The 20331-nt window shown below is 53.1% G+C and carries 17 protein-coding genes; 11 read left to right on the top strand and 6 right to left on the bottom strand.

Annotation, left to right across the window (positions count from 1 at the left end; all coding sequences use genetic code 11):
• Positions 1-10: 10 nt before the first annotated feature.
• From cyoE to AADEFJLK_RS16730, 6 genes are all read left to right on the top strand, one after another.
• On the top strand, positions 11-898 hold the full coding sequence (cyoE, locus tag AADEFJLK_RS16755; protein ID WP_103975032.1) for a heme o synthase: 888 nt from the start codon (positions 11-13) through the stop codon (positions 896-898).
• Complete coding sequence (locus AADEFJLK_RS16750) at positions 895-1917, top strand: glycosyl transferase family protein (protein ID WP_088619517.1); 1023 nt, start codon at positions 895-897, stop codon at positions 1915-1917. Before cyoE ends, AADEFJLK_RS16750 begins: the two co-directional genes overlap by 4 nt.
• 278 nt (positions 1918-2195) lie before the next feature.
• Positions 2196-3155: a glycosyltransferase family 2 protein gene (locus tag AADEFJLK_RS16745; protein ID WP_088619516.1), complete on the top strand. Its 960-nt coding sequence runs from the start codon at positions 2196-2198 to the stop codon at positions 3153-3155.
• A 1-nt stretch (position 3156) separates the two neighbouring features.
• Positions 3157-4089 carry a glycosyltransferase family 2 protein gene (locus AADEFJLK_RS16740; RefSeq protein ID WP_103975031.1) on the top strand — a complete coding sequence of 311 codons (933 nt, stop codon included), beginning with the start codon at positions 3157-3159 and terminating at the stop codon, positions 4087-4089.
• 7 nt (positions 4090-4096) lie between these two features.
• Positions 4097-4945: a sulfotransferase family protein gene (locus AADEFJLK_RS16735; protein WP_103975030.1), complete on the top strand. Its 849-nt coding sequence runs from the start codon at positions 4097-4099 to the stop codon at positions 4943-4945.
• Positions 4945-6672: an arsenate reductase/protein-tyrosine-phosphatase family protein gene (locus AADEFJLK_RS16730; protein ID WP_103975029.1), complete on the top strand. Its 1728-nt coding sequence runs from the start codon at positions 4945-4947 to the stop codon at positions 6670-6672. The genes AADEFJLK_RS16735 and AADEFJLK_RS16730 overlap by 1 nt, the downstream gene beginning before the upstream one ends.
• A gap of 59 nt (positions 6673-6731) precedes the next feature.
• Here AADEFJLK_RS16730 and AADEFJLK_RS16725 read toward each other — a convergent pair whose 3' ends face one another.
• The gene (locus AADEFJLK_RS16725) at positions 6732-7133 is read right to left on the bottom strand and encodes a hypothetical protein (protein WP_103975028.1); all 402 of its coding nucleotides are present in this window, start codon (positions 7131-7133) and stop codon (positions 6732-6734) included.
• A gap of 319 nt (positions 7134-7452) precedes the next feature.
• Entirely contained in the window at positions 7453-8631 is a 1179-nt protein-coding gene (locus tag AADEFJLK_RS16720; RefSeq protein WP_103975027.1) for a hypothetical protein, read from the bottom strand.
• Between the two features lie 356 nt (positions 8632-8987).
• Here AADEFJLK_RS16720 and AADEFJLK_RS16715 point away from each other — a divergent pair, with 356 nt between their 5' ends.
• Positions 8988-10379, top strand: coding sequence for an ammonium transporter (locus AADEFJLK_RS16715; protein WP_103975026.1), 1392 nt, complete (start codon positions 8988-8990; stop codon positions 10377-10379).
• Positions 10380-10496: 117 nt separating this feature from the next.
• Here the strand turns inward: AADEFJLK_RS16715 and AADEFJLK_RS16710 are convergent, their stop codons facing one another.
• The 3 genes from AADEFJLK_RS16710 to smc all read right to left on the bottom strand — a co-directional run bounded on the left by AADEFJLK_RS16710 (position 10497) and on the right by smc (position 15585).
• Entirely contained in the window at positions 10497-10871 is a 375-nt protein-coding gene (locus AADEFJLK_RS16710) for an ankyrin repeat domain-containing protein (RefSeq protein ID WP_103975025.1), read from the bottom strand.
• A 320-nt stretch (positions 10872-11191) separates the two neighbouring features.
• Positions 11192-12058: a cell division protein ZipA C-terminal FtsZ-binding domain-containing protein gene (locus tag AADEFJLK_RS16705; RefSeq protein ID WP_088620218.1), complete on the bottom strand. Its 867-nt coding sequence runs from the start codon at positions 12056-12058 to the stop codon at positions 11192-11194.
• The gene (gene smc / locus AADEFJLK_RS16700) at positions 12058-15585 is read right to left on the bottom strand and encodes a chromosome segregation protein SMC (protein ID WP_088620217.1); all 3528 of its coding nucleotides are present in this window, start codon (positions 15583-15585) and stop codon (positions 12058-12060) included. Before smc ends, AADEFJLK_RS16705 begins: the two co-directional genes overlap by 1 nt.
• 353 nt (positions 15586-15938) lie before the next feature.
• Here smc and AADEFJLK_RS16695 point away from each other — a divergent pair, with 353 nt between their 5' ends.
• From AADEFJLK_RS16695 to AADEFJLK_RS16685, 3 genes are all read left to right on the top strand, one after another.
• On the top strand, positions 15939-16982 hold the full coding sequence (locus tag AADEFJLK_RS16695) for a hypothetical protein (protein ID WP_103975024.1): 1044 nt from the start codon (positions 15939-15941) through the stop codon (positions 16980-16982).
• Positions 16983-17406: 424 nt separating this feature from the next.
• Complete coding sequence (locus AADEFJLK_RS16690; RefSeq protein ID WP_103975023.1) at positions 17407-17934, top strand: helix-turn-helix domain-containing protein; 528 nt, start codon at positions 17407-17409, stop codon at positions 17932-17934.
• 28 nt (positions 17935-17962) lie between these two features.
• Positions 17963-18634 (top strand): transposase, encoded by a 672-nt coding sequence (locus AADEFJLK_RS16685; protein WP_103975110.1) that lies wholly within the window; start codon positions 17963-17965, stop codon positions 18632-18634.
• Here AADEFJLK_RS16685 and AADEFJLK_RS16680 read toward each other — a convergent pair.
• Positions 18623-19276, bottom strand: a complete 654-nt coding sequence (locus AADEFJLK_RS16680; protein WP_146054632.1) for a M23 family metallopeptidase — start codon at positions 19274-19276, stop codon at positions 18623-18625. The two genes, AADEFJLK_RS16685 and AADEFJLK_RS16680, sit on opposite strands and share 12 nt — an antisense overlap.
• Positions 19277-19478: 202 nt before the next feature.
• On the opposite strand from AADEFJLK_RS16680, the gene AADEFJLK_RS16675 reads away from it, so the two are divergent.
• On the top strand, positions 19479-20331 hold an 853-nt coding region (locus AADEFJLK_RS16675; protein WP_103975109.1), incomplete at its 3' end, for an IS1595 family transposase.

The raw sequence follows: 20331 nt of genomic DNA, 5'->3' as shown, positions 1-20331 counted from the left end.
CGCTTATACCATGTCTAGCCTAGCTCCCGATATTTCCTGGAAAAACTATCTCACCCTTTGTAAACCCAACGTGGTTCTGGAAATGCTGTTCACCGCCGTGGTCGGCATGTTACTGGCTGTGCCCGGTATGCCACCGCTGGCCACTGTTTTTTACAGTACCTTAGGCATTGCCTTGGCCGCTTCTTCCGCCGCCGCGATTAACCATTTTATCGACCGTAAGGCCGATGCGCAGATGACCCGCACCGAAAACCGCCCCTTGCCGAAGGGCAACTTGACCGCGACCAATGTCATGGCCTTTGCGGTGGTGCTGGGGGTCAGTTCGATGCTGATTTTAGTGTTCTTGGTCAATACCCTGACCGCTATCCTGACGTTTTTGTCGCTGTTCGGTTATGCGATTGTCTATACCTTATATTTAAAACGCGCCACCCCGCAAAATATCGTCATTGGCGGGGCGTTTGGTGCGACCCCGCCGCTGTTGGGCTGGTGCGCGATGACCGATAGCGTCCATCCTTATGCCTTGCTGTTGGTGCTGATTATTTTCGTCTGGACCCCGCCGCATTTTTGGGCGTTGGCGATTGCCCGCCGCGAGGAGTACGCCAAGGTCAATATCCCGATGTTGCCAGTCACGCACGGCGTGGAATTCACCCGTTTGCAAATCCTGTTATATACCGTGTTATTATTTATCGTTACGGTATTGCCATACTTAACGGGCATGAGCGGGCTGATTTATTTGGGTACTGCCGTCCCGCTCGGCTTGTTCTTCATTTATCTGGCGGTGCTGATGATGCGCACCAAAGACAATAAAACGGCCATGAAGACCTTTGCCTATTCGATTGTCTATATCACTATTTTGTTTGCGGCTTTACTCATCGACCATTATTTTCTGCTGACGCTATGACCACTTTTACCCACCACGAAGAAACCCCTTACGAAGAGCATCCGTTTGCGGAAATTGTCCGCATTCTCGGCAAAGGCAAAAAAGGCTCAAGGCCGTTGACCCAAGAAGAAGCTTTCCGCGCCATGCGCATGATTTTGGCGGACGACGTGCTGCCTGTGCAGTTGGGGGCGTTTTTAATGCTGATGCGGGTTAAGGAAGAAACGCCGGAGGAATTGGCGGGTTTTGTTCAAGCGGCGTGGGAGTCGTTCCATATCAGCAATGACGGGCTGGTGGATTTGGACTGGTCATCATATGCGGGTAAGCGGCGGCATTTGCCGTGGTTTCTGCTCTCGGCCTTATTATTGGCGGAGAACGGCATCAGTGTGTTTATGCACGGAGCCAGCGGCCATTCGGCGGGGCGATTGTATACCGAAAATATGCTCGGTTATCTCGGCTTAAGCCCGGCGCAATCACTGGCGCAAGCGCGGCAACAATTGCAAGAACAGCGTTTTAGTTATTTGTCTTTAGAACATTTTTGCCCTAAATTGCATGAGATTATCGAGCTGAGGCCGATTTTAGGCTTGCGCTCGCCTGTGCATACTTTGGTCAGGTTGCTTAACCCATTTAATGCCGCTTACAGCATCCAAGGCATTTTCCATCCCAGTTACCGCCCCGTCCACCAACAAGCCGCCGCCTTATTACAACAGCCGCACATGGCGGTGTTAAAAGGCGAAGGTGGCGAGACTGAGCGCAACCCGGATATGGAATGCTTGGTGCAAAGCGTCCACCACGGCGAGTTAAGCGACGAGCTGTGGCCTGCCCTGTTCCCGCGCCGCCATATCAAGCCCGAAGAATTGGACCCTAAGCAATTGGCTCAGCTTTGGCAAGGCGGGTATAGCGATGAGTTCGCGCAAGCGTCGGTGATCGGCACGGCGGCGGTGGCTTTAAAGTTATTGGGTAAAGCCGATAGCCAACAGCAGGCGCAAGAATTGGCGACCGCCTACTGGCAGGCCAGGGATAAGCAAAAGTTTACCCACTAAAATGCCCCATCCCTTATAAAACCTCCGCCACGGAGCCGTGCATCGGCTTCGTGGCGGAGGCTTCCCCGTCAATAATCGGCATCAGAAAAAGCGTATTTTTACCTAAATAAGCTACATGGACTTTGCGCGGACAGATACCTAACGTACAATTTAACCTATACTCTGAACGGTGCAGTGCGCGGCACCGCCCCTAACAATATAAATCCCCACGCATAACGACGGCACCCTTTATCCACTAGGCAATAAAAAAAACAACAGCCCCTTACCTATCTGCCGCCATGAAATACGACATTGCCGTTGCCGTACCGACTTATAATCGTGCCGAGTATCTCGAAGAAGCACTGGAGGCTATCTTAGGACAAACCTATCCGGCGACCGAAATTATTGTTGTCGATGACGGCTCGACCGACCATACCCCCGACATACTGGCCCGTTATGGCAAACGGATAACCGCCATCCGCATTACCAATTCAGGCTGTACAGTCGCGCGGAAAACGGCGGTCGACGCATCAAGCAGCCCTTGGCTGGCCTTTTGCGACAGCGATGACATTTGGTTGCCGCACCATCTTGAGCGGCGGGTCACCTTATTGGAAAAGTATCCGGCGGTGGATTTTAGCTTTGCCAATGGCCAATTCTTTGGTCCGACCGCCGTCGATAGCTGCATTTACGATTATGCCCCGGCAGGTTGGTGGGAAAACTTAGGGGTAGCCAATGCCGACCAATGCCTATTATTAGACCAAGGCTTCTATGTGCCCCTGTTGCGCTTTAATCCGGCTTGGCCCAGCACCGTGCTGCTGAGCCGGGCTTTATATGATAAAGTGGGCGGCATTGATCCGCGCTACGCTTATATGGTGGCAGAAGACGGCGACATCATGCGCAAAGCGGTTTTGCATGGCACGACGTTGTGCGATTTTGCGGTCACTGTCCGGCAACGGCGACATGCCGGCAACACCTCCGGTTCAGAACTAAAATCGCGGCTCGGCAAATACCAGATTTTGCAAAATCACATCCAGTTGGCCATTGCCCCTGAACACTGGCACACGGACATCGACAACGCCATTGCGGAAACCTTGAATGATGCGCTGACCATGGCGTACTATGCTGAGGATAAGCCCTTGATGCGGGATATTGTCAGTAAATTGGGCCTACGCCGCTTGTCCGGTAAAAACCGCTTACGCTGTCTTGCCAGTATGCTGCCGCCTACTTTCCTTAACTTTTATCGCCAGATTAAACCGTAACATGGATATTGCCGTCGCCATCCCCACCTACAACCATGCCGAACTGCTCAGGGAGACACTGGATGCCATTTTAAACCAGCGTTATCCGGCGGCGGAAATCATGGTCGTTGACGACGGCTCCACCGACCATACCCCGGCGGTGCTGGCCGAATACGCCTCACGCGTCAAATCCCTGCGTATTGCCAATAGCGGCCCCAGTATGGCGCGTAAAGTGGCGGCGGAAGCCACCACCAGCCCTTGGCTGGCTTTTTGTGACCATGACGATTTATGGTTACCCGAACATCTTGAGCGGCGCGTAGCCTTGTTAAACCACTATCCGCAAGCCAATTTCAGCTTTGCCGACGCAGAGTTTTTCGGTCCAGGCGCCCAGCCTGGTGCGCGGATATTTTCCGATGATGCCCCGAAGGGATGGTGGGAAGCCTTAGGAACGGCCAATGCCGACAACTGCTTGGTTTTAGACGGGCAATTTTATCGGCAGTTACTGGCCTTTAATCCGGCTTGGCCCAGCACCACCGTGCTGAGCCGCGAGCTATATAACCAAATTGGCGGCATTGACCCGCGCTATTCGCGCCTAGTCAATGAAGATGCCGACATGACCCGCAAAGCGGTTTTGCACGGGCAAACAGTATGCGATTTTACTATCACCAGCAGGCAGCGCCGTTATGTCGGCAATACATCCGGTTCCGTCTTAAAAAGTTTACTGGGCAAATGCCAGATTTTAGAAGACCATATCACCTTGGGCATAGCCCCCGCCGCTTGGCACGGCGACATTAGGCAAACCGTTCAAGCGACCTTGCAGGAAGCCTTTTTGGCGGCCTATTATGCCGAAGACCAGCCCAGCCTTAAGCGCATTGCGCAGCGTTTGGGCATTACCCATTTATCGCTAAAAAACCAGTTGCGTTTTTTAGCCTTGTCGTTGCGTACCTTGTTTTAAGCCGACCATGCACCCACTGATCACTACCCTTAAATACCACCCGCTGACGGTAGCCATCTGCAAAGCCTATTACCAATGGCGCTGCCGAAACTTGCAGAAAATTATTTTTGTCGCCACCACCGGGCGTAGCGGCACTATGACCTTAGCGGAAGTTTTTAACCATATCCCAGGCTGTCATGCCGAACACGAGCCGTACCCGACCATGAGTGAGGATATACTCAAAGCCAAGACCGCTGGCGACGAAGCTGTCGTCCGCGCCGAATATTGGCAAAAAAAAGCCATCAACCTCAGGCGCGGTGCGGCGGGCTACGCTTTTTATTGCGAAGCCAACCATTTGTTCATTAAAACGTATATTGAATACGCCTTAGCCGATTTTGGCGATAAGCTCGCCGTCATCCATTTAATCCGCGATCCGGTCAAAGTCGCCAACTCCATTTATGCCTTACAGGATTTTCCCGGCACAGAAGAAGGCAACAAATGGTGGTTGGACTATACCGCTGCAAGTAACCATATCCCTATCGCCGAGGTTCTGGATAACGACCCGGAGTTTAAACACCCCTTCTATAAAGGTTTATGGTATTGGTATGAGATGGAGGCACGCATTGCCCACTGGCGGCAAGCCTTACCGAATGTCCAGTTTGTCGAATTCCAGACCGAAGACTTTAACGATCCGCAAAAAACCTGCCGATTGCTTCGTGAATTAGGCGTAGTTTTTGACGAAGCGGCGTTGCTGACAAAAATCAGCGCCCCAGCCAATACCCGCGAACACCAAAAAGTCTCCCATCCCTTGCCGATGGAACAGGCCATTGCCATGAACGCGCAATTCCAACGTTTTTTAGCCGCTAAGGGGTTCTGATGGCCGTGCGCCGCCGCGTTTTAGTCTTAGATGCCGACATGATCGCTTGTCTAAGCATCGTCAGATCTTTAGCCCGCCATGGCATTATTTGCGATATAGCCGCCAGTACCGGCCTAGCGACCTTAAGCCAGTATTCGCGCTACGCCGGACAGTTGTTCCGCCACCCTAACCCCTTAAGCGATGCCGACGGGTTTGTGGATTTTATCGCCGGGCATTTGCAGCGCCATACTTATGATTTGGTGATTCCCGTCACCGAGCGCAGCCTCATACCGCTAGCGCACAGCACCAAAATGCAGCCGTGGGTGGACATTTTGGCAATCGCCCCACGCGATAGCCTAAATAAGGTTTTAGATAAAGAACAGACCATGGCTGTAGCGCAGCAATGCGGGGTCGTCATACCGCTAAGCCAAGCCGTCGATAGCGTCGCCGACATCCAGCGCCTATTGCCGGATTTAAGCTTTCCGGTAGTGTTAAAGCCAGGCCGCTCCATCCCCAATGCCGACAGCCGCCAGCAACTGAGCGTCGCCTACGCCTTTAACGCCACCGAATTGCTGGAATTGGGCGCGGCTTTGCTCAGCCATTGCCAAGTTTTAGTGCAAAGCTATAGCCCAGGCATCGGCACAGGCATCGAACTGCTGGCCGACCACGGCGAAATCGTCTACGCTTTTCAACACCAACGCCTGCATGAAGTGCCGTTGACGGGCGGCGGCAGCAGTTTCCGCAAAAGCATCGTCGTCGACCCCGACCTGTTAGCGGCGGCGGCTCGGCTGATAAAAGCCTTAAACTGGCATGGCGTGGCGATGGTCGAATTTAAGTGGCAACCGGATACGGGTAGGTATACTCTGATGGAGATTAACGGGCGGTTTTGGGGGTCATTACCGCTGGCCTGCGCGGCAGGCGCGGATTTTCCGTGGCTGTTATACCAACTCTGGGTGGACGGGCAACGCCCCGCCACGCAGACTTATCGCCCTGCCATTTATTGCCGGAAACTCGCCAGCGACATTTACTGGTATGAGCAGGTGTTCAGACGCTCGGAAGAGCCGCGTCTATTCGCCTACCCCAGCACTGGGCAACTGCTCAAGGACGCGCTGTGGGTCTTGCACCCTAGCCGCCATGCCTTTGACGTGCAACAATGGCGCGACCCCTTGCCGGGGCTGATGGATATAGTGCAGATTGCCCAAGCGTATTATCAGCGCGTGGCGGGCTTATTGGCGCAGAAATGGCAAGTTAACAAGCACCGCTCCGCCGCCATGCAAAACCGCTTGGCACAACGGCTTAAGCAAGCCGATAAGGTACTGTTTGTCTGTTACGGCAACATCAACCGCAGTGCCGTCGCGCAGGTTCTCGCCGAACAAATGCTGGCGGACGCGGGCATCCGGTTTGCCTCCGCCGGATTCCATCCTGTTGCGGGCCGTCCGGCGGATGCCACTATGGTCAAGGTCGCCGCCGAACAGGGCGTGGATTTATCCGCTTGCCGCTCGAAAATCTTGGATAGCGCCATGCTTGCCGAGGCAGATGTGGTATTTGTTATGGAATTGGCCCAACTTAGCCGCTTGCAAGCCGCCTTCCCCGGCACGGCGGACAAAAGCTTTTTGTTGGGGACATTAAATCCGGCACAGGCTTTGGAAATTGCCGACCCGTATAATAAAGCCCCCACCGCCTATCAGCACTGCTTCACTGTCATCAAGACGGCGCTCGGCTGCTGGGCGGAAGGCTTAAGAAGATAACCTTACCCTTAAATTCCTCATCACAACGCGATTTACAGATCAGCCATACCGCAGGTTACTTAACGGTCATCATTTTGCTGCCCGCCCCACTGCTGCTGGCGGCCATCGTTCTGCTGCCCGCCGCCCCACTGTTGCTGCTGGCGGTCATCATTTTGCTGCCTGCCCCACTGCTGCTGCCGGCGGTCATCGTTCTGCTGCCCACCCCATTGTTGCCGCTGGCGGTTGTCATCCCGATCTTGCCAACCTTGATGCCAACCGTTCTGTGGATGCCGCCAACCCCAGCCTTGGGTGGGGTGGTTCGTCCATGAATAACCAGGGCCGGGTTGCGGATAACTAGGGCGGTTATAGCCTCCCCCGCCCATCCTACTATACCCCCCACCAGCACCCCCGCCTTGTATTGGCTGCTCCACACAACCCGCTAAGCTGATAAAAAAAAGTCCTGCTATAACAATCCTGTTCATAAATAATGCCGCCTAGATGATGAAAACAAAGTTCGCCATTCGAGCGGCGCCATTAGGTTGTTTTTAGCAAAAACCTTAAGCCGGACACGCCATGACTAAGTAGGTACGCATATATCTTTTGATATTTTTAGCTTTGCCGCCCCTGAACGAAGCCGAAGGATACTAGATGCAGGGGATTTGCTCCCTCTCCTGCTAAAGGGCGGGTGGGGACGGGGTTGAATTCACGAATGTTAAAAAATAGATGAACGCCTACTTATAGGCATTATATGCCCATATAGCCTATTGGCGGTTTTTTCTTTTCCCTAAAGCATCAGCCCTGTTAAGCCGGATGTTCCAACAAGCCCAGCACGGCACAAGCATTATGGAAATCAATCACTTTCGCCAGAGATTGCTGGGTGGCTTTGGCGATATCGGGGAGGCTCATGGCGGGATTAGCGGTCATGAAGGCGGTTAGCGGGAAGATATAGCGTTCCGCCATCACCGTGGCGGATTCCCGCAGCAAGGTTTTGGACGGCCAATCATGAAGGCGGACGGGCGTATCAAGGTCGTAACCATACAGCAGGCGGCCTTGCGAGGCATATAAGGCGGCGCGGAACAGCAAGTCGGCCAGCGGATGGGAAGGCAATAGCGGCAACGCCGAAGCTACTTTCCGGCGTACCCGCGTCCGCCCGATTTGCACCACTTCTTCCTTGTCTTGGTTATGGTCAACAATACTCACTTCCATACCCGCCAATAACGTGGAGCAGAGCTTGGCAATGCCGAGCAGATCCAATTCTGTGTAATATTTACCTTCGTTAGGCACAATGATTAAAGGCTTACTACCCGTCAGGGCGCAACTACGGCTTTGCTTATCGGCATTTGCCTTATCCAATAAACCTAGCAGATAGTGGGCAGGCTCGAACACATTGCCTTGTTCGATCAAGCCGACCACAACACAGGCATTGTAAAACTCGAAGACATGGGGCAACGGAATACCCGTCGCTTGTGCCGCCGTCGGTAAGTCGGCACGTTTTTTCAGCAAAAAATCCGCCAACACCAAATCATAGCCGCGATGGTAAAAACGTGAGAAATCCGGCATTTCTTTTAAGCGTACCGCAACGTCAGCATGGCAACCTTGCAGTAACTGGCCATTAGAAGCCGATAAGGTGGCGAACCACATCAACTCTGACAGCGGACGGGCGACCAGCCCGCTACCAGACGCAACCGTTTTCCGGTGGATCAGCATCCGTCCGGCCTGCACATCGTTATCTTTGGCGGCGGGTGGTCGCCAATCGGGCAACAATTCGACGTTCAAATCGAACGGGGCGGCCAAACACAGCGCGGTCAACGCGTCAATATTCGCCGTCGCCGTATAATAGGTGTGTTCGGTCGGCACCAGATAGACTTCCGGGCAACCTGGATGGACGCAATGGCGGGTGATACCGTCGGCGATGGTTTTTTGGATTAATCCCAGAAAATGAAATGCTGGATTAAAAGTGCCTTCTGCTGTTTGTGTCATGGTCGGCTCGCTGACTTCGGAGTAAAGGTGATATCTTAACCTTAAATAACAAGCATTTATTAAGCCAATTTAAAGCGGCATCACCCAAAATAGGTTTGTCAGCCTATGCCGCCTTAACCCTATCAGCAAAGCAAGCGCTGTCACTGTCGGCAATACAGCCATATTGTTAGCTGATGGTGCATATAACGGTTAATTTGCATTGCATTGGTGCGTTTTTCTGAGAAACGCCACTATTTTTAAGGTATGCCCAAGATTTAGACAACTGGCACGAACTCTGCTTAAGCTTTTGAATATAGGGATATTTTATCATTTTATACTATCGGCCCACTACTTAAAACCCATCTTAGGAGAAGTGTATGAACCCACCATTAAGGCGGCTGTCCGCCATATTGCCCCTGTTACTTTATGCTGGTGCATCGGTAGCGGAACAGGCCACCCCCGTCCCTAACAAAGGCGACACCAGTTGGATGATTGTCGCCACAGTGCTGGTCATCTTAATGACCATCCCCGGCTTGGCCTTATTTTATGCGGGGATGGTCAGGGCGAAAAATATCCTCTCGGTGCTGATGCAGGTGTTTATGACCTTCTGCATGATCGCGGTGCTATGGGCATTATACGGCTACAGCATCGCCTTTACCGAAGGCAATGCTTTTTTCGGTGGCTTGGACAAAGCCTTCCTCAGTGGCATCACCGTCGATTCGGTGGTGGCAACCTTCAGCAAGGGCGTCTATCTCCCCGAATATGTTTATGCCATGTTCCAACTGACCTTCGCGGCGATTACCCCCGCGCTGATTATCGGGGCATTTGCCGAACGGATGAAATTTTCCGCCGTTCTGTTGTTTATCTTGCTGTGGTTTACCTTCTCCTATCTGCCTATTGCCCACATGGTCTGGTATTGGACAGGGCCTGATGCCTATACCGATGCGGATGCGGCAGCTAAAGCCGGTGCCACGGCCGGCTTTATTTTTCAAAAAGGCGCCTTGGATTTTGCGGGCGGCACGGTCGTACATATTAACGCCGGTATCGCGGGCCTGATCGGCTGCTTACTGGTCGGCAAACGGGTCGGCTTCGGTGAGGAATCGATGGCCCCACATAACGTCCCCATGACCATGATCGGGGCGGCGCTGTTATGGGTCGGCTGGTTTGGCTTTAATGTCGGCTCCAACTTGGAAGCCAACGGCGCGGCGGGACTGGTGTTTGCCAACACCTTACTGGCGACGGCGGCAGCGGCACTGGCGTGGATGCTTACTGAATGGTTCGCGCGAGGCACTCCCAGCATGTTGGGTGGCGCATCCGGGGCGGTTGCCGGGCTGGTCGCTATCACCCCCGCGTGTGGTTGGGCGGGACCCATGGGCGCTATGGCGCTGGGCTTGGTCGCGGGCGCGGTCTGCTTCTGGGCGGTGACGGAATTTAAGAATGCGATGGGCTATGACGACTCTCTGGACGTATTCGGTGTCCACGGCATCAGCGGTATTCTCGGCTCTATAGGTACGGCTATTGTCGCCAGCCCCGCCTTGGGCGGCACTGGCGTTTATGATTATGTCAGCAACGGTTTTGGCGAATACAGTATCTTTACCCAGTTGCAAAGCCAGCTCTGGGGCGTTGCGGTGACGGTAGTCTGGTCGGGCGTGGTGGCGTTTATCGCTTATAAACTGGTCGATATGCTCATCGGCCTGCGGGTTAGCGAAGAGACTGAACGTGAAGGCTTGGATATCAACGAGCATGGCGAAATCGCTTACCATAACTAAGCGGCCATTTCTGGCAAACAAAACCGCCGCCCCTTTAAACCTAAGGGCGGCGGTTTTTTTATGCCCCCAAGGCCTAGCCGCCGGGCGGGGTTTTATAACTTATCGGCTACCCGGCTTTTATAAATTTCGCGACGTAACCGAAAAAAGTTCAATCGTAGGTTGGTAGTTATCGGATTCAGCAATCTCAAGCGGAGTCATTCCAGCTTTATTTTTATAATCCAAATTAGCGCAGGCCTCTATAAGAATTTTTGCAGCCCGTTCTTGACGGCAAGATATGGCTTCATGTAACGGTGTATTTCCATCATTGTCTGCTAAATTTGCATCCGCCCCAGCTTCCAATAACAATTGGATAGCAATTGTATCTCCTAATGTAGCCATCCAATGTAAGGGGGCTTTCCCATTATTTCCTTGGCTGTTAACGCCAATGTTTTTTACATTTTCAAAGCTTGGCAAATCAGCCACATCAGAAAGGATCTCTTCAAGTGTCAACATAATAGTTACTGATTGCAGCGGATTTTGGGCCGCTAAATACTCATTGACACCACAATAAATCAATCGTTACGCATTTTCGACTGGTATTGACGATTTTCAGGAAGGGGTAGGGGCCGCTGAGGGTATGGAACAGACCTGCATCTCTTGGCTTTTGTAGCGGAAAGGCAATTTTTACGCCGTCTGCGCCGTAGATACGGCTTTGCTGTCGCCCATGCCTAAGCGGCAACAACAAGCCCTTACAATACAAACCATTGGCCTTAATGCCAATTTTAGCCTATCGTTTAACCCAGGCCACAATAGGCAAACGAGGGCTTAACGGGCTACAAGCTCTGCCGGATCATTTTTATCGTGGCATTGGTCAGCGGATTTTTCTCATGGTCAAGCAAGTCGCCGTCAAGTTCCACGGCGACGATATTGATGGCTTCCAGATAGTCGTCAAATACCTTAACGGCTTCATCCAGCAAGGCGGGCTGCATAAAGAACACCAAACCCGGACAATAAAACTGGTCGATATCGTGGTCGGGGAAAGTGCCGCCTTCGACCATACAGGCCACACCGAAATCGACCAAATTATTGGCATCATAGCGTTCAAATATTTTTAGGCTACCGTACTCCAATTGCGCGATACGGAACGCCTTGAGCATATCCAAGCCGTTAAAGCCTTCCGCGGCCCGCGCCATAACCCGAAATTGGATAATATCGGGGGCGACAAAACGCGGGGCCTCCGGGTCTTTATCCGGCTCGCCGAACAATTCGTCGGCATCCAATAATTCAGTTCTGGCTAAAGGCGGTTCGGCAGGCGGCTCAGCTTCTTTGGCAAAAGACCCTTCATCAGCAAAGTCAAATTCCCCGTCAAAATCCCCGAACATACTCTCCACTGGCTCCTCGGCTTCGGCTTCCGGCTCAGGTTCCGGGGCTTTGGCTTTAGGCCTGGAGCGGGCTTTGATTTTTTCGATCAACTCATCGGTATCAATCAGCTTTTTTCGGCCTTTCGGCACAATATCAAACTCATCATTATCGCCATGCACGACGATGGATTCGTCAATTTTGCCCTTGAGTTCTTGGTTACCAAAAAACATCATATCTTGGAAGGATTTTTTATTTCTAAAAAAATGCCATGCCAACATGCCCACGATGATAATAAGCCCAAATGCAATAATGACTACTCGTAATAATTCTTTATCCATTAGATTTCCGCCAGACTGACTGCTTCTTCAATATCAACTGCGACCATACGGGACACCCCGGGTTCTTTCATCGTCACACCTGCCAACTGTTTTGCAATTTCCATTGTAACCTTATTATGTGAAATATATAAAAATTGCACGGTCTCGGACATCGCCTCGACCATTTTTGAGAACCGCCCGACATTGGCGTCATCCAGAGGCGCATCCACTTCGTCCAGCAAACAAAAAGGCGCGGGATTCAGTTCAAAAATAGCGAACACCAAAGCAACTGCGGTAAGGGCTTTTTCGCCGCCGGACAGCAAATGGATAGAACTGTTGCGCTTGCCTGGCGGCCTGGCGATGATGTTAACCCCCGCCTCCAGGACATTCTGTTCGGTCAGTTCCAAATAAGCTTGCCCCCCGCCGAACAATTTTGGGAACTTTTCCTGCAAACCGCTGTTTATTTTATCGAAAGTTTCCTTAAAACGTAACCGACTTTCTTGGTCTATTTTGCTGATGGCCTGATCTAAGGTCTGTAAGGCCTCGCTGAGGTCGGCATGTTGCCCGTTAAGAAACGCCATCCGCTCGGCTTGTGCCTGATATTCTTCAATGGCCGACAGGTTAATCGTGCCGAGCCGTTCGATTTGTCCGGCCAGTTCGTCGGCGGTTTTTTTCCAGAGTGTCTCTTGCGCATCGGCGGGCAGCGTACTGATAATTTGCCCGACATCGGTGGCCATTTCGGCCAATTGCTCGTTAATGGCCTGTTGGCGCACTTGGTTTTCCTGCAACTCAAAGCGCAGGCCGTCCAACCGCTCTTTGTGCTTTTCTAGGGCGCGTTGCCCACGCGTATGCGCTTCGGCTAACTCCACCAGTTGCGCCTCACGCGCGTCTTGGCTTTGCCGCAGACTTTTCAAAACGACTTCCAAATCGTGTGTGACGGCGGACTTTTCGCGCAGTTCGGCTTGTTCGGCATCTAAGGGCGATAAGGTTTGCCGGGCTTTGCTTTCCAGTTCGTGCAAATACCCCTGTGCCTGCGCCTGTTGCTCCTGCAAACGGCTACGCTGTTTATGGGTAGCCAGCTCTAAGGCGCGTAAATTTTCCAACTTAGTTTTGCTGTCGAACAACTGCTGCCTGGCCTCATTGACCGCATTGTCGAAGCGCTGCTGCTGTTGCTGCAACTGTTGGTTGAGCGCGTCCAACTGTTCGCGCCGCCCCTCCTGGCCGAACAACACTTCAGCCGCCGCCTCTTGGGCCAGTTGCGCTTCAGCCAAATTCTCAACCGTTTCCGCCAACTCCTCACGGAGACTGTCAATATCTTGCTGGACGTGTTGCAAACGCCGCTGTTGCTGTTCTAGCCGTGCCGCCTGCGCACTCAAGTGGGCATTTTTTTGCGACCATTCGCTATGCACCTGATTGAGTTGCTGTTGCAGCCATTCGCGCTGCTGCTCGGCGGATTTTAAGGCCGCCTCGCTATCGGCCTGCTGCTGCGCCAATTGTTCAAGCTCGGTTTCTATCAATTGCTGGCGCTGTTTTAAGGTGCGCAAGGTTTTTTCCCGTTGCAAAACTCCGGTTTTACTGTCTTGGGTACGGCTGATTTTTAGCCAACCCGCACCCAACCAAATTCCGTCACGGGTGACAACCGACTCATGGGCGTGTAATTGTCCAGCTAAAGCCAATGCTTCCGGCAAATTTTCAGCACAATACACGCCAATTAACAAACTGTCCAGTGCCGAGGCCGCGCTGATTTTATCTTGTAGGCGCGGCGCACCGACAGAACGTCCTGAATCAGCAATCACCGCTGCGGACAGCGTCCCGGAGATTTGCCATAAGGACAGCGAATCGTCCTTTAATGCCCCTAACTCGCCCATTAATGGGGCAAGCGCGTCGACACAAACGGCTTCCAAGGTGTTGCCCAACACCGTTTCGACGGCGGTTTCCCAACCGGCCTGCACATCGAGATATTCCGCCAAGCGCGGGTTGTTAGCCAGCCCAGTGTTGACTAGCCACTGTTGCAGGCTATCGTTAGCCTTACCCATCGCGTGTTGCTGCAATAATTCCAATGAGGTGATCTGCCCACTGGTACTGTGCAATTCCGAGCGGCGGGCGTGCAGCGCTTCTTGATTGGCCTTGCTGTGTTGGCGATGCTCGCGGATGCTATGCTGCTGCTGTTCCAATTGCAGATGCAAGTGTTCGCGTTCGTCAGCCAGCGCTTGCAGTTGCCCGTCCAATTCGGCAATATTGCCGGCCAAAGCACTGGCCGATAAATCGCCACGCTCTACCAACAGCTTCTCCAAGCGGCTTTGCAGTTGGCGGCTTTGGTGCGCCAACTGCTCGCTTTTAACGCGCTGGACTTCGGCCTGCTCACGGTATTTCGCGCTTTCGGTACGGTAGCGGTCCCATTGCTGTTGCCATAACAGGCGTTGCTGCTGCATGTCCTGCTGTTTGTCCAGCCAGTCGTCTTGACGGTCTTGCGCATCTTCTAACGCCGCTTCCGCCAGCACCAAGCCATCCTTAAGCTCGGCTAAAGTTTGGGTATCATTAGCCAATTCTTGTTGTACTTGCCCAAGCTGTTGGCGGGTGCGCTCAATGTCCAGCAAGGTTTGCTGATGGCTCTGGCGTTGGTGGGCAATAGCCTGCTCTAAGCGGCTGACCTCGGCGGCAAGGCTATAATAATCGCCTTGCGTCTGGTCTAGCTGGTGCTGGCCGGCTTTATGCTCGACCCGCTGTGTGGCGATGGCGGCGTCCAAGTCGCGCAACTGCATAAACAGGCGGTTATACTCGGCCGCCACTTCGTGCAGGGTCGCCTCCAAGGCCTCAGCGGCCTGCTGGTAAGCCGCCCACCGTAAGGCTAACAGTTCCAGCTTGGTTTGCCGTTCGTGCTTTTTTAATGCCGTATAGCGCTCGGCCTTTTCCGCCTGTTTTTGCAGATGCTTAAGTTGTTTATCGACTTCCTCGCGCAAATCGTCTAAGCGTTCGAGGTTTTCCCGCGTGTGCTTCATGCGGGTTTCGGTTTCGCCGCGCCGCTCTTTGTATTTAGAAATCCCCGCCGCTTCTTCGATGTGCAGGCGCAGGTCTTCGGGCTTGGCCTCGACCATGCGCGAAATAGTGCCTTGCTCGATAATTGCGTAACTGCGTGACCCTAGCCCCGTGCCCAGAAACAAATCGGTAATGTCTTTACGGCGGCATTTCGCGCCGTTGAGCATAAATTGCGACTGCCCGTCACGACTGACTTGCCGCTTAATGGCAATGCTCGCGTATTGGGCATACTCGCCGCCCAGCTTGCCTTCGCTATTATTAAACACCAGTTCCACCGAAGCGGTGCTGACCGGCTTACGGCCTGAGGAGCCGTTAAAAATGACATCCGCCATATTGCCGCCACGCAAATGTTTCGCAGAGCTTTCGCCCATCACCCAGCGCACCGCATCAATAATATTGGATTTCCCGCAGCCGTTAGGGCCGACTATCGCCGTTAAATTGCCGTTAATCGGGATGGTCGTTGGGTCAACAAAAGACTTAAATCCTGACAGCTTGATCTTTTCCAACTTCATAAACAGCAAACAGTTCCGGCACTTTACGCAAAAGCTATCATTATCAACGATAGCGGTCTTAATTTCGACTTTTTTAATGGTCGTATTGAATCAACACTTGAATAGAATGGCTTAATCGGTTTAACTTATGCCCGCCAAAATCGGTTTGCATGGCAATCCAGCCGTCATGCCGCTGTCATTAATTTGCGCGGGCATGGCCTACCAGTCCGCAAAAATGGCAGCGGGACGGCAAACCTAGGCCACTAAGCAATATTACGCAACACCGCTCCAGGCTTCGGGCCGAAAAGAACACCAACCAAGATGCCCAAGACTGGCGCGGCCTACCAAACGTTCTGCCCCCTAAAGGTACTTTTATGTCCGCACTTACTGCTTCTGTCCAAGACCAGACACGCCCGGGCAAGCTCACCGTGTCGTTCCGGCTATTATTAAGCTTATATCTGATTATCCCGCTCTGCCTGGCCTTACAACTGCTCGACACCGGACTATGGCAAAGCTATTTGAAAACCCATTTGCCCAGCAGCCCCAACCATTTTTTGCTGTTCCAAATCCTTTTCGGTACGCCGCATATTATCGCCAGTGCGGTGCTGCTAGTCAGCAACGGTGATTATTGGCAGCACTACCAGCGCAAAATTGTCCTGATGACCATCGCCTTAGCGGCTTTTTTCGGCATCGGCAGCTTATTTATTCCCTATAAGGCGTTTTATATCTTAGTCGCCACTTGGACAGTCCTGCATGTCTTAAAACAGCAACATGGCGTGGCACGGGGCGTATGCCGCCTACCCGCATGGGCTTACCACCTGTTGTTAGGCTTAAGCGTCACGGCGGGGATTTTTATTTATATCGGCATTTTTTTGAAAAATAGCTTGGATGTGCAGCAAACCGAGTGGCTGCAACACCTGATCGCCGGCTTATGCGTCGGTTTGATAGGTAGTGCGCTCTTATGCCAACGTTATGTGAAAACGACGTTCGGCAAAGGGTTTTTATGGGCCAACGTCTTGCTGATCTTAAGCAGCTTCTATCTCTACGCGCAGCAGTATTATTTTCTGGCGATTCTGGTGCCGCGTCTGGTGCATGATGTCACCGCGTATATCTTTTATGTCACCCATGACTACAACAAACACCACCAACAACCACAAAATGCCCTGTACCGTCTCAGTAAGGCCTGCCAATTGCCGATAGTGGTGGTCTTGCCCGCCTTATCGTTTGCCTTGGCCTTTGTGTTACAAGCTTATGGTGACTTTTGGATCAGCCAATTAACTGAGTTCTTTTTTGGTGTGGAAATCCGCAAGGTAATCACCATAGGCCTGATCGGTTATTTGGGGCTGATGCACTATTACACGGAAAGCTTTACCTGGAAACAAGACTCGCCGTATCGGCAGTTTATTGGCTTTTCTTAAAAAGGAGGATACCCGACCTGCCGAGAACCCCTTAGCAAGCCTTCGCCACCCAGCGGGGTGGCGAACCGCCCTATCCTTTGTGGGGTAGGCAGCTTTGTCAATAGGCCGGGGGGCTCTTTGCATGACAAAACGCGGGGGAACGCCTATAAAAGCCACTTACTATACAAGCTAGCCTTAAATTATGGTATAGTTAGCCTGCTTGGGATAGGCATCGGCCTATTCTGCGGCATTCGTAAAGTCACTGGCATTAAGGATAGCTGTGGCTGTCTTTATTCCCTAACCCGGACCGGGCGCGGGCTTATTTGAGGATGGCAAAATGCAGACCCTACTTAAACGTTTCAGACGGTTTTTTTATGGCCTAGTATCCAAAGTTCGAAATATATCCGATAATATTGAGCCTTTATTGATTTGTCGATAAGAAGACATGGCACGCCCCTTACCCCCATTCGCGCTAACCCCCAAACAACAGGAACTATTGGAGGCGCTCTCGCGTTGCCGCGAGATTCCCTACAGCTTGGCACAACGCGTGCGCATTGTGCTGTCGGCCAACGCCGGGTGCGGCAACAAGAAGATAAGCCGGGACACCGGATTGTGCGAGGACACGGTCGGCTTGTGGCGCAAACGTTGGCTGGAGGGTTGTGCCGGCTTGGACAAGCTGGAGGGCCAGCCGACGTTATTGCGGAAAGCCGTCAGCCGATTGCTGGCGGACAGGCTCCGGCCAGGCAGCCCCGGGGTGTTTGAAGCGGAACAAATCTGTCGGCTGTTGGCGTTGGCGTGTGAAGCTCCGCCCGAACATATCAGCCATTGGACGCGCCCGGAGTTGGCGCGCACCGCCATTGAGCGGGGCATAGTGGAGGCCATTTCGCCCAGCAGTGTCGGGCGTTTTTTAAAATCAGGGCGACCTAAAGCCACACCGGATCAAATATTGGCTGAACCACGAAGTGGGGGATGAGGCCGCTTTCCGGCAGGAGGTCAGAACCGTGTGCAAACTCTATCATCAAGCACAGGAACTGCACGAAGACGGTGTGCATGTGGTCAGCGTCGACGAAAAGACCGGGATGCAGGCATTGGAGCGGATACATCCCGACCAAGCGGTGTCCCCCGGCAAGCCGGAGCGGCACGAATTCGAATACGCCCGGCACGGGACGCAGACACTGATCGCCAACTTCGAGATCGCCACAGGCAAGGTCATCAGCCCCACCGTCGGGGACACGCGCACGGAAGCGGATTTTGTCGCCCATATCCGCACCACCGTGACCACCGACCCTGACGCAAAATGGGTCTTCATTACAGACCAGCTCAACACCCATAAGGCCGCCACGTTGGTGCAATGCGTGGCGGAACTTTGTGGCATAAAAGATGAACTGGGCGAAAAGGGCAAGTCCGGCATCCTGCGTGACATGGGTTCCCGTGCCGAATTCTTGCAGGATACAGGCCACCGCATCCGTTTTGTCTATACCCCCAAGCATTGCTCATGGCTTAACCAAATCGAAATCTGGTTCGGCATCCTGAGCCGCCGCCTCCTCAAACGGGGCAGCTTCAGCTCAACGGAGGCTTTGAACCAACGGGTATTGGCATTTATCGATTATTTTAATGAACACTTGGCCAAGCCATTTCGCTGGAATTATATTGGGAAGCCTTTAGTTGTATAAATTATACGATCCATTTCGAGAGCGCGGTACTAGTGTGACTGCTAGCCCTTCATCAGGCGCAGACGGATGGTCGGCAAACCCGGCTGAGATAAGCCCAGTAGCAATATAGGGCAACTTTTTCAAGGTGTCCGCTTGCCATAGCGGACGCTTACCTAGTGAACAAGTGTCGCCAGCCGTCAGGCCGACGAACGGGTCGACAGGCTTGTCCTTATGGCGGATTTCAAAATGCAGATGCAAAAATTCGCTGTTACCTGACAGTCCTACCCGCCCTAATACCGTACCCCGTTTTACGGTTTGTCCGGGCTGGACAGCGACACTGCCTTTTTTCAGGTGCGCATATTGGCTCTCCCAGTCTTTGCTGTGGACAATCACCACCGAATTGCCCGCTTCCCTGCCCTGTAAAGCCTGCTTACCTAAAATCTGAACACTAATGTCTTCCATGCCGTCGCGCACTGCCCTGACCACGCCATCAGCCGCTGCCAGCACCGGCATGCCGGCGTTTAAGTCCGCCATAGACTTCAGACGGAAATCCGTTCCTCTATGGTCATCATAACTGAGCGCTCCGCAATGGTAATCGCGGTAAGCCGTCAACCAAATGGACGGTGTTCGTGTCCGCCCCAAGTTGTCTGGCCAGCTGCCCAAGGATACGCTCCTTCACCACCCAAAGGTTCGCGGCTTGCTTGACAAAACTGCTGCGTGACCCCAAGCGGGGAAACAGGCCATGCCAATGGTTGCGGAAGTATTCCCAAATCCCTTCCTGATTAGCAAGATGCTTCAGCCAAACCCAGTATTACGCGAAAGGACGGCGTCTACTAAAGGCATATCATTTAAGGGGCCGTATATCATGGCGATGAACCGCATCCAATTCCAACCTGGGCTGTCACTGCCTGAGTTTCTTAAGCAGTTCGGCAGCGAAGCGCAATGTGAGGCCGAACTTGAGCAAGCCCGCTGGCCTGAGGGTTTTGTCTGCCCCTGTTGTGGCGGAACCGGCCATAGTGTGTTTAAAACCGGCACCCACAAAACCTTCCAGTGCAAAGCCTGCCGCCGCCAAACGTCACTGACCGCCGGGACGCTCTTCCAAAGCACCCGCCTGCCGCTGACGGTTTGGTTTCTGGCGATCTATTTCATCAGTCAAGCCAAGACAGGGCTGTCCGCATTGGCTTTGAAGCGGCTGATTGGCGTCAGCTATCCCACGGCTTGGCTGATCCAGCACAAGCTGATGGCGGCGATGTCCGAGCGTGACGCGGACTACACCCTCAGCGGCAGGGTCGACATTGACGACGCTTATCTTGGTGGCGAACTCAGCGGCGGCAAAGCGGGCCGGGGGTCTGAAAACAAAGTGCCTTTTGTGGCCGCGCTGTCGCCTGACGACGACGGGCATCCTTTATACATCAAGCTGTCCCCCGTTCCGGGCTTCACCAGCGAGGCTATTGCCGACTGGGCGGAAACTAACTTGGAACCCGGCAGCGCCGTCTTATCTGACGGGCTGGCCTGCTTCGCGGCGGTGACCCGGGCGGGTTGCCGACACGGGGCGATCATTGTCGGCGGGCGAAAACCTAAAGAAATGCTTGAATTCCTATGGCTCAATACCATACTGGGCAACCTTAAGACCAGCCTTGGTGGTGCTTACCATGCGTTTGGGTTCGCAAAATATGCCTCGCGTTATCTGGGGGCGTTCGCCTATCGCTTCAACCGCA

The organism is Methylovulum psychrotolerans (assembly GCF_002923755.1).
GTDB classification, from domain to species: domain Bacteria; phylum Pseudomonadota; class Gammaproteobacteria; order Methylococcales; family Methylomonadaceae; genus Methylovulum; species Methylovulum psychrotolerans.
Note: the sequence above shows the minus strand (reverse complement) of the source record. Positions and strands in the feature narration are given on the sequence as shown.

Excerpts from the sequence above, each read along its gene's own strand:
- AADEFJLK_RS16735 (WP_103975030.1), top strand. The coding sequence starts at position 4,097 with ATGCACCCACTGATCACTACCCTTAAATACCACCCGCTGACGGTAGCC.
- AADEFJLK_RS16705 (WP_088620218.1), bottom strand. The coding sequence starts at position 12,058 with ATGGATAAAGAATTATTACGAGTAGTCATTATTGCATTTGGGCTTATT.
- cyoE (WP_103975032.1), top strand. The coding sequence starts at position 11 with ATGTCTAGCCTAGCTCCCGATATTTCCTGGAAAAACTATCTCACCCTT.
- AADEFJLK_RS16720 (WP_103975027.1), bottom strand. The coding sequence starts at position 8,631 with ATGACACAAACAGCAGAAGGCACTTTTAATCCAGCATTTCATTTTCTG.
- smc (WP_088620217.1), bottom strand. The coding sequence starts at position 15,585 with ATGAAGTTGGAAAAGATCAAGCTGTCAGGATTTAAGTCTTTTGTTGAC.
- AADEFJLK_RS16730 (WP_103975029.1), top strand. The coding sequence starts at position 4,945 with ATGGCCGTGCGCCGCCGCGTTTTAGTCTTAGATGCCGACATGATCGCT.
- AADEFJLK_RS16750 (WP_088619517.1), top strand. The coding sequence starts at position 895 with ATGACCACTTTTACCCACCACGAAGAAACCCCTTACGAAGAGCATCCG.
- AADEFJLK_RS16690 (WP_103975023.1), top strand. The coding sequence starts at position 17,407 with ATGGCACGCCCCTTACCCCCATTCGCGCTAACCCCCAAACAACAGGAA.
- AADEFJLK_RS16695 (WP_103975024.1), top strand. The coding sequence starts at position 15,939 with ATGTCCGCACTTACTGCTTCTGTCCAAGACCAGACACGCCCGGGCAAG.
- AADEFJLK_RS16715 (WP_103975026.1), top strand. The coding sequence starts at position 8,988 with ATGAACCCACCATTAAGGCGGCTGTCCGCCATATTGCCCCTGTTACTT.
- AADEFJLK_RS16710 (WP_103975025.1), bottom strand. The coding sequence starts at position 10,871 with ATGTTGACACTTGAAGAGATCCTTTCTGATGTGGCTGATTTGCCAAGC.
- AADEFJLK_RS16740 (WP_103975031.1), top strand. The coding sequence starts at position 3,157 with ATGGATATTGCCGTCGCCATCCCCACCTACAACCATGCCGAACTGCTC.
- AADEFJLK_RS16725 (WP_103975028.1), bottom strand. The coding sequence starts at position 7,133 with ATGAACAGGATTGTTATAGCAGGACTTTTTTTTATCAGCTTAGCGGGT.
- AADEFJLK_RS16745 (WP_088619516.1), top strand. The coding sequence starts at position 2,196 with ATGAAATACGACATTGCCGTTGCCGTACCGACTTATAATCGTGCCGAG.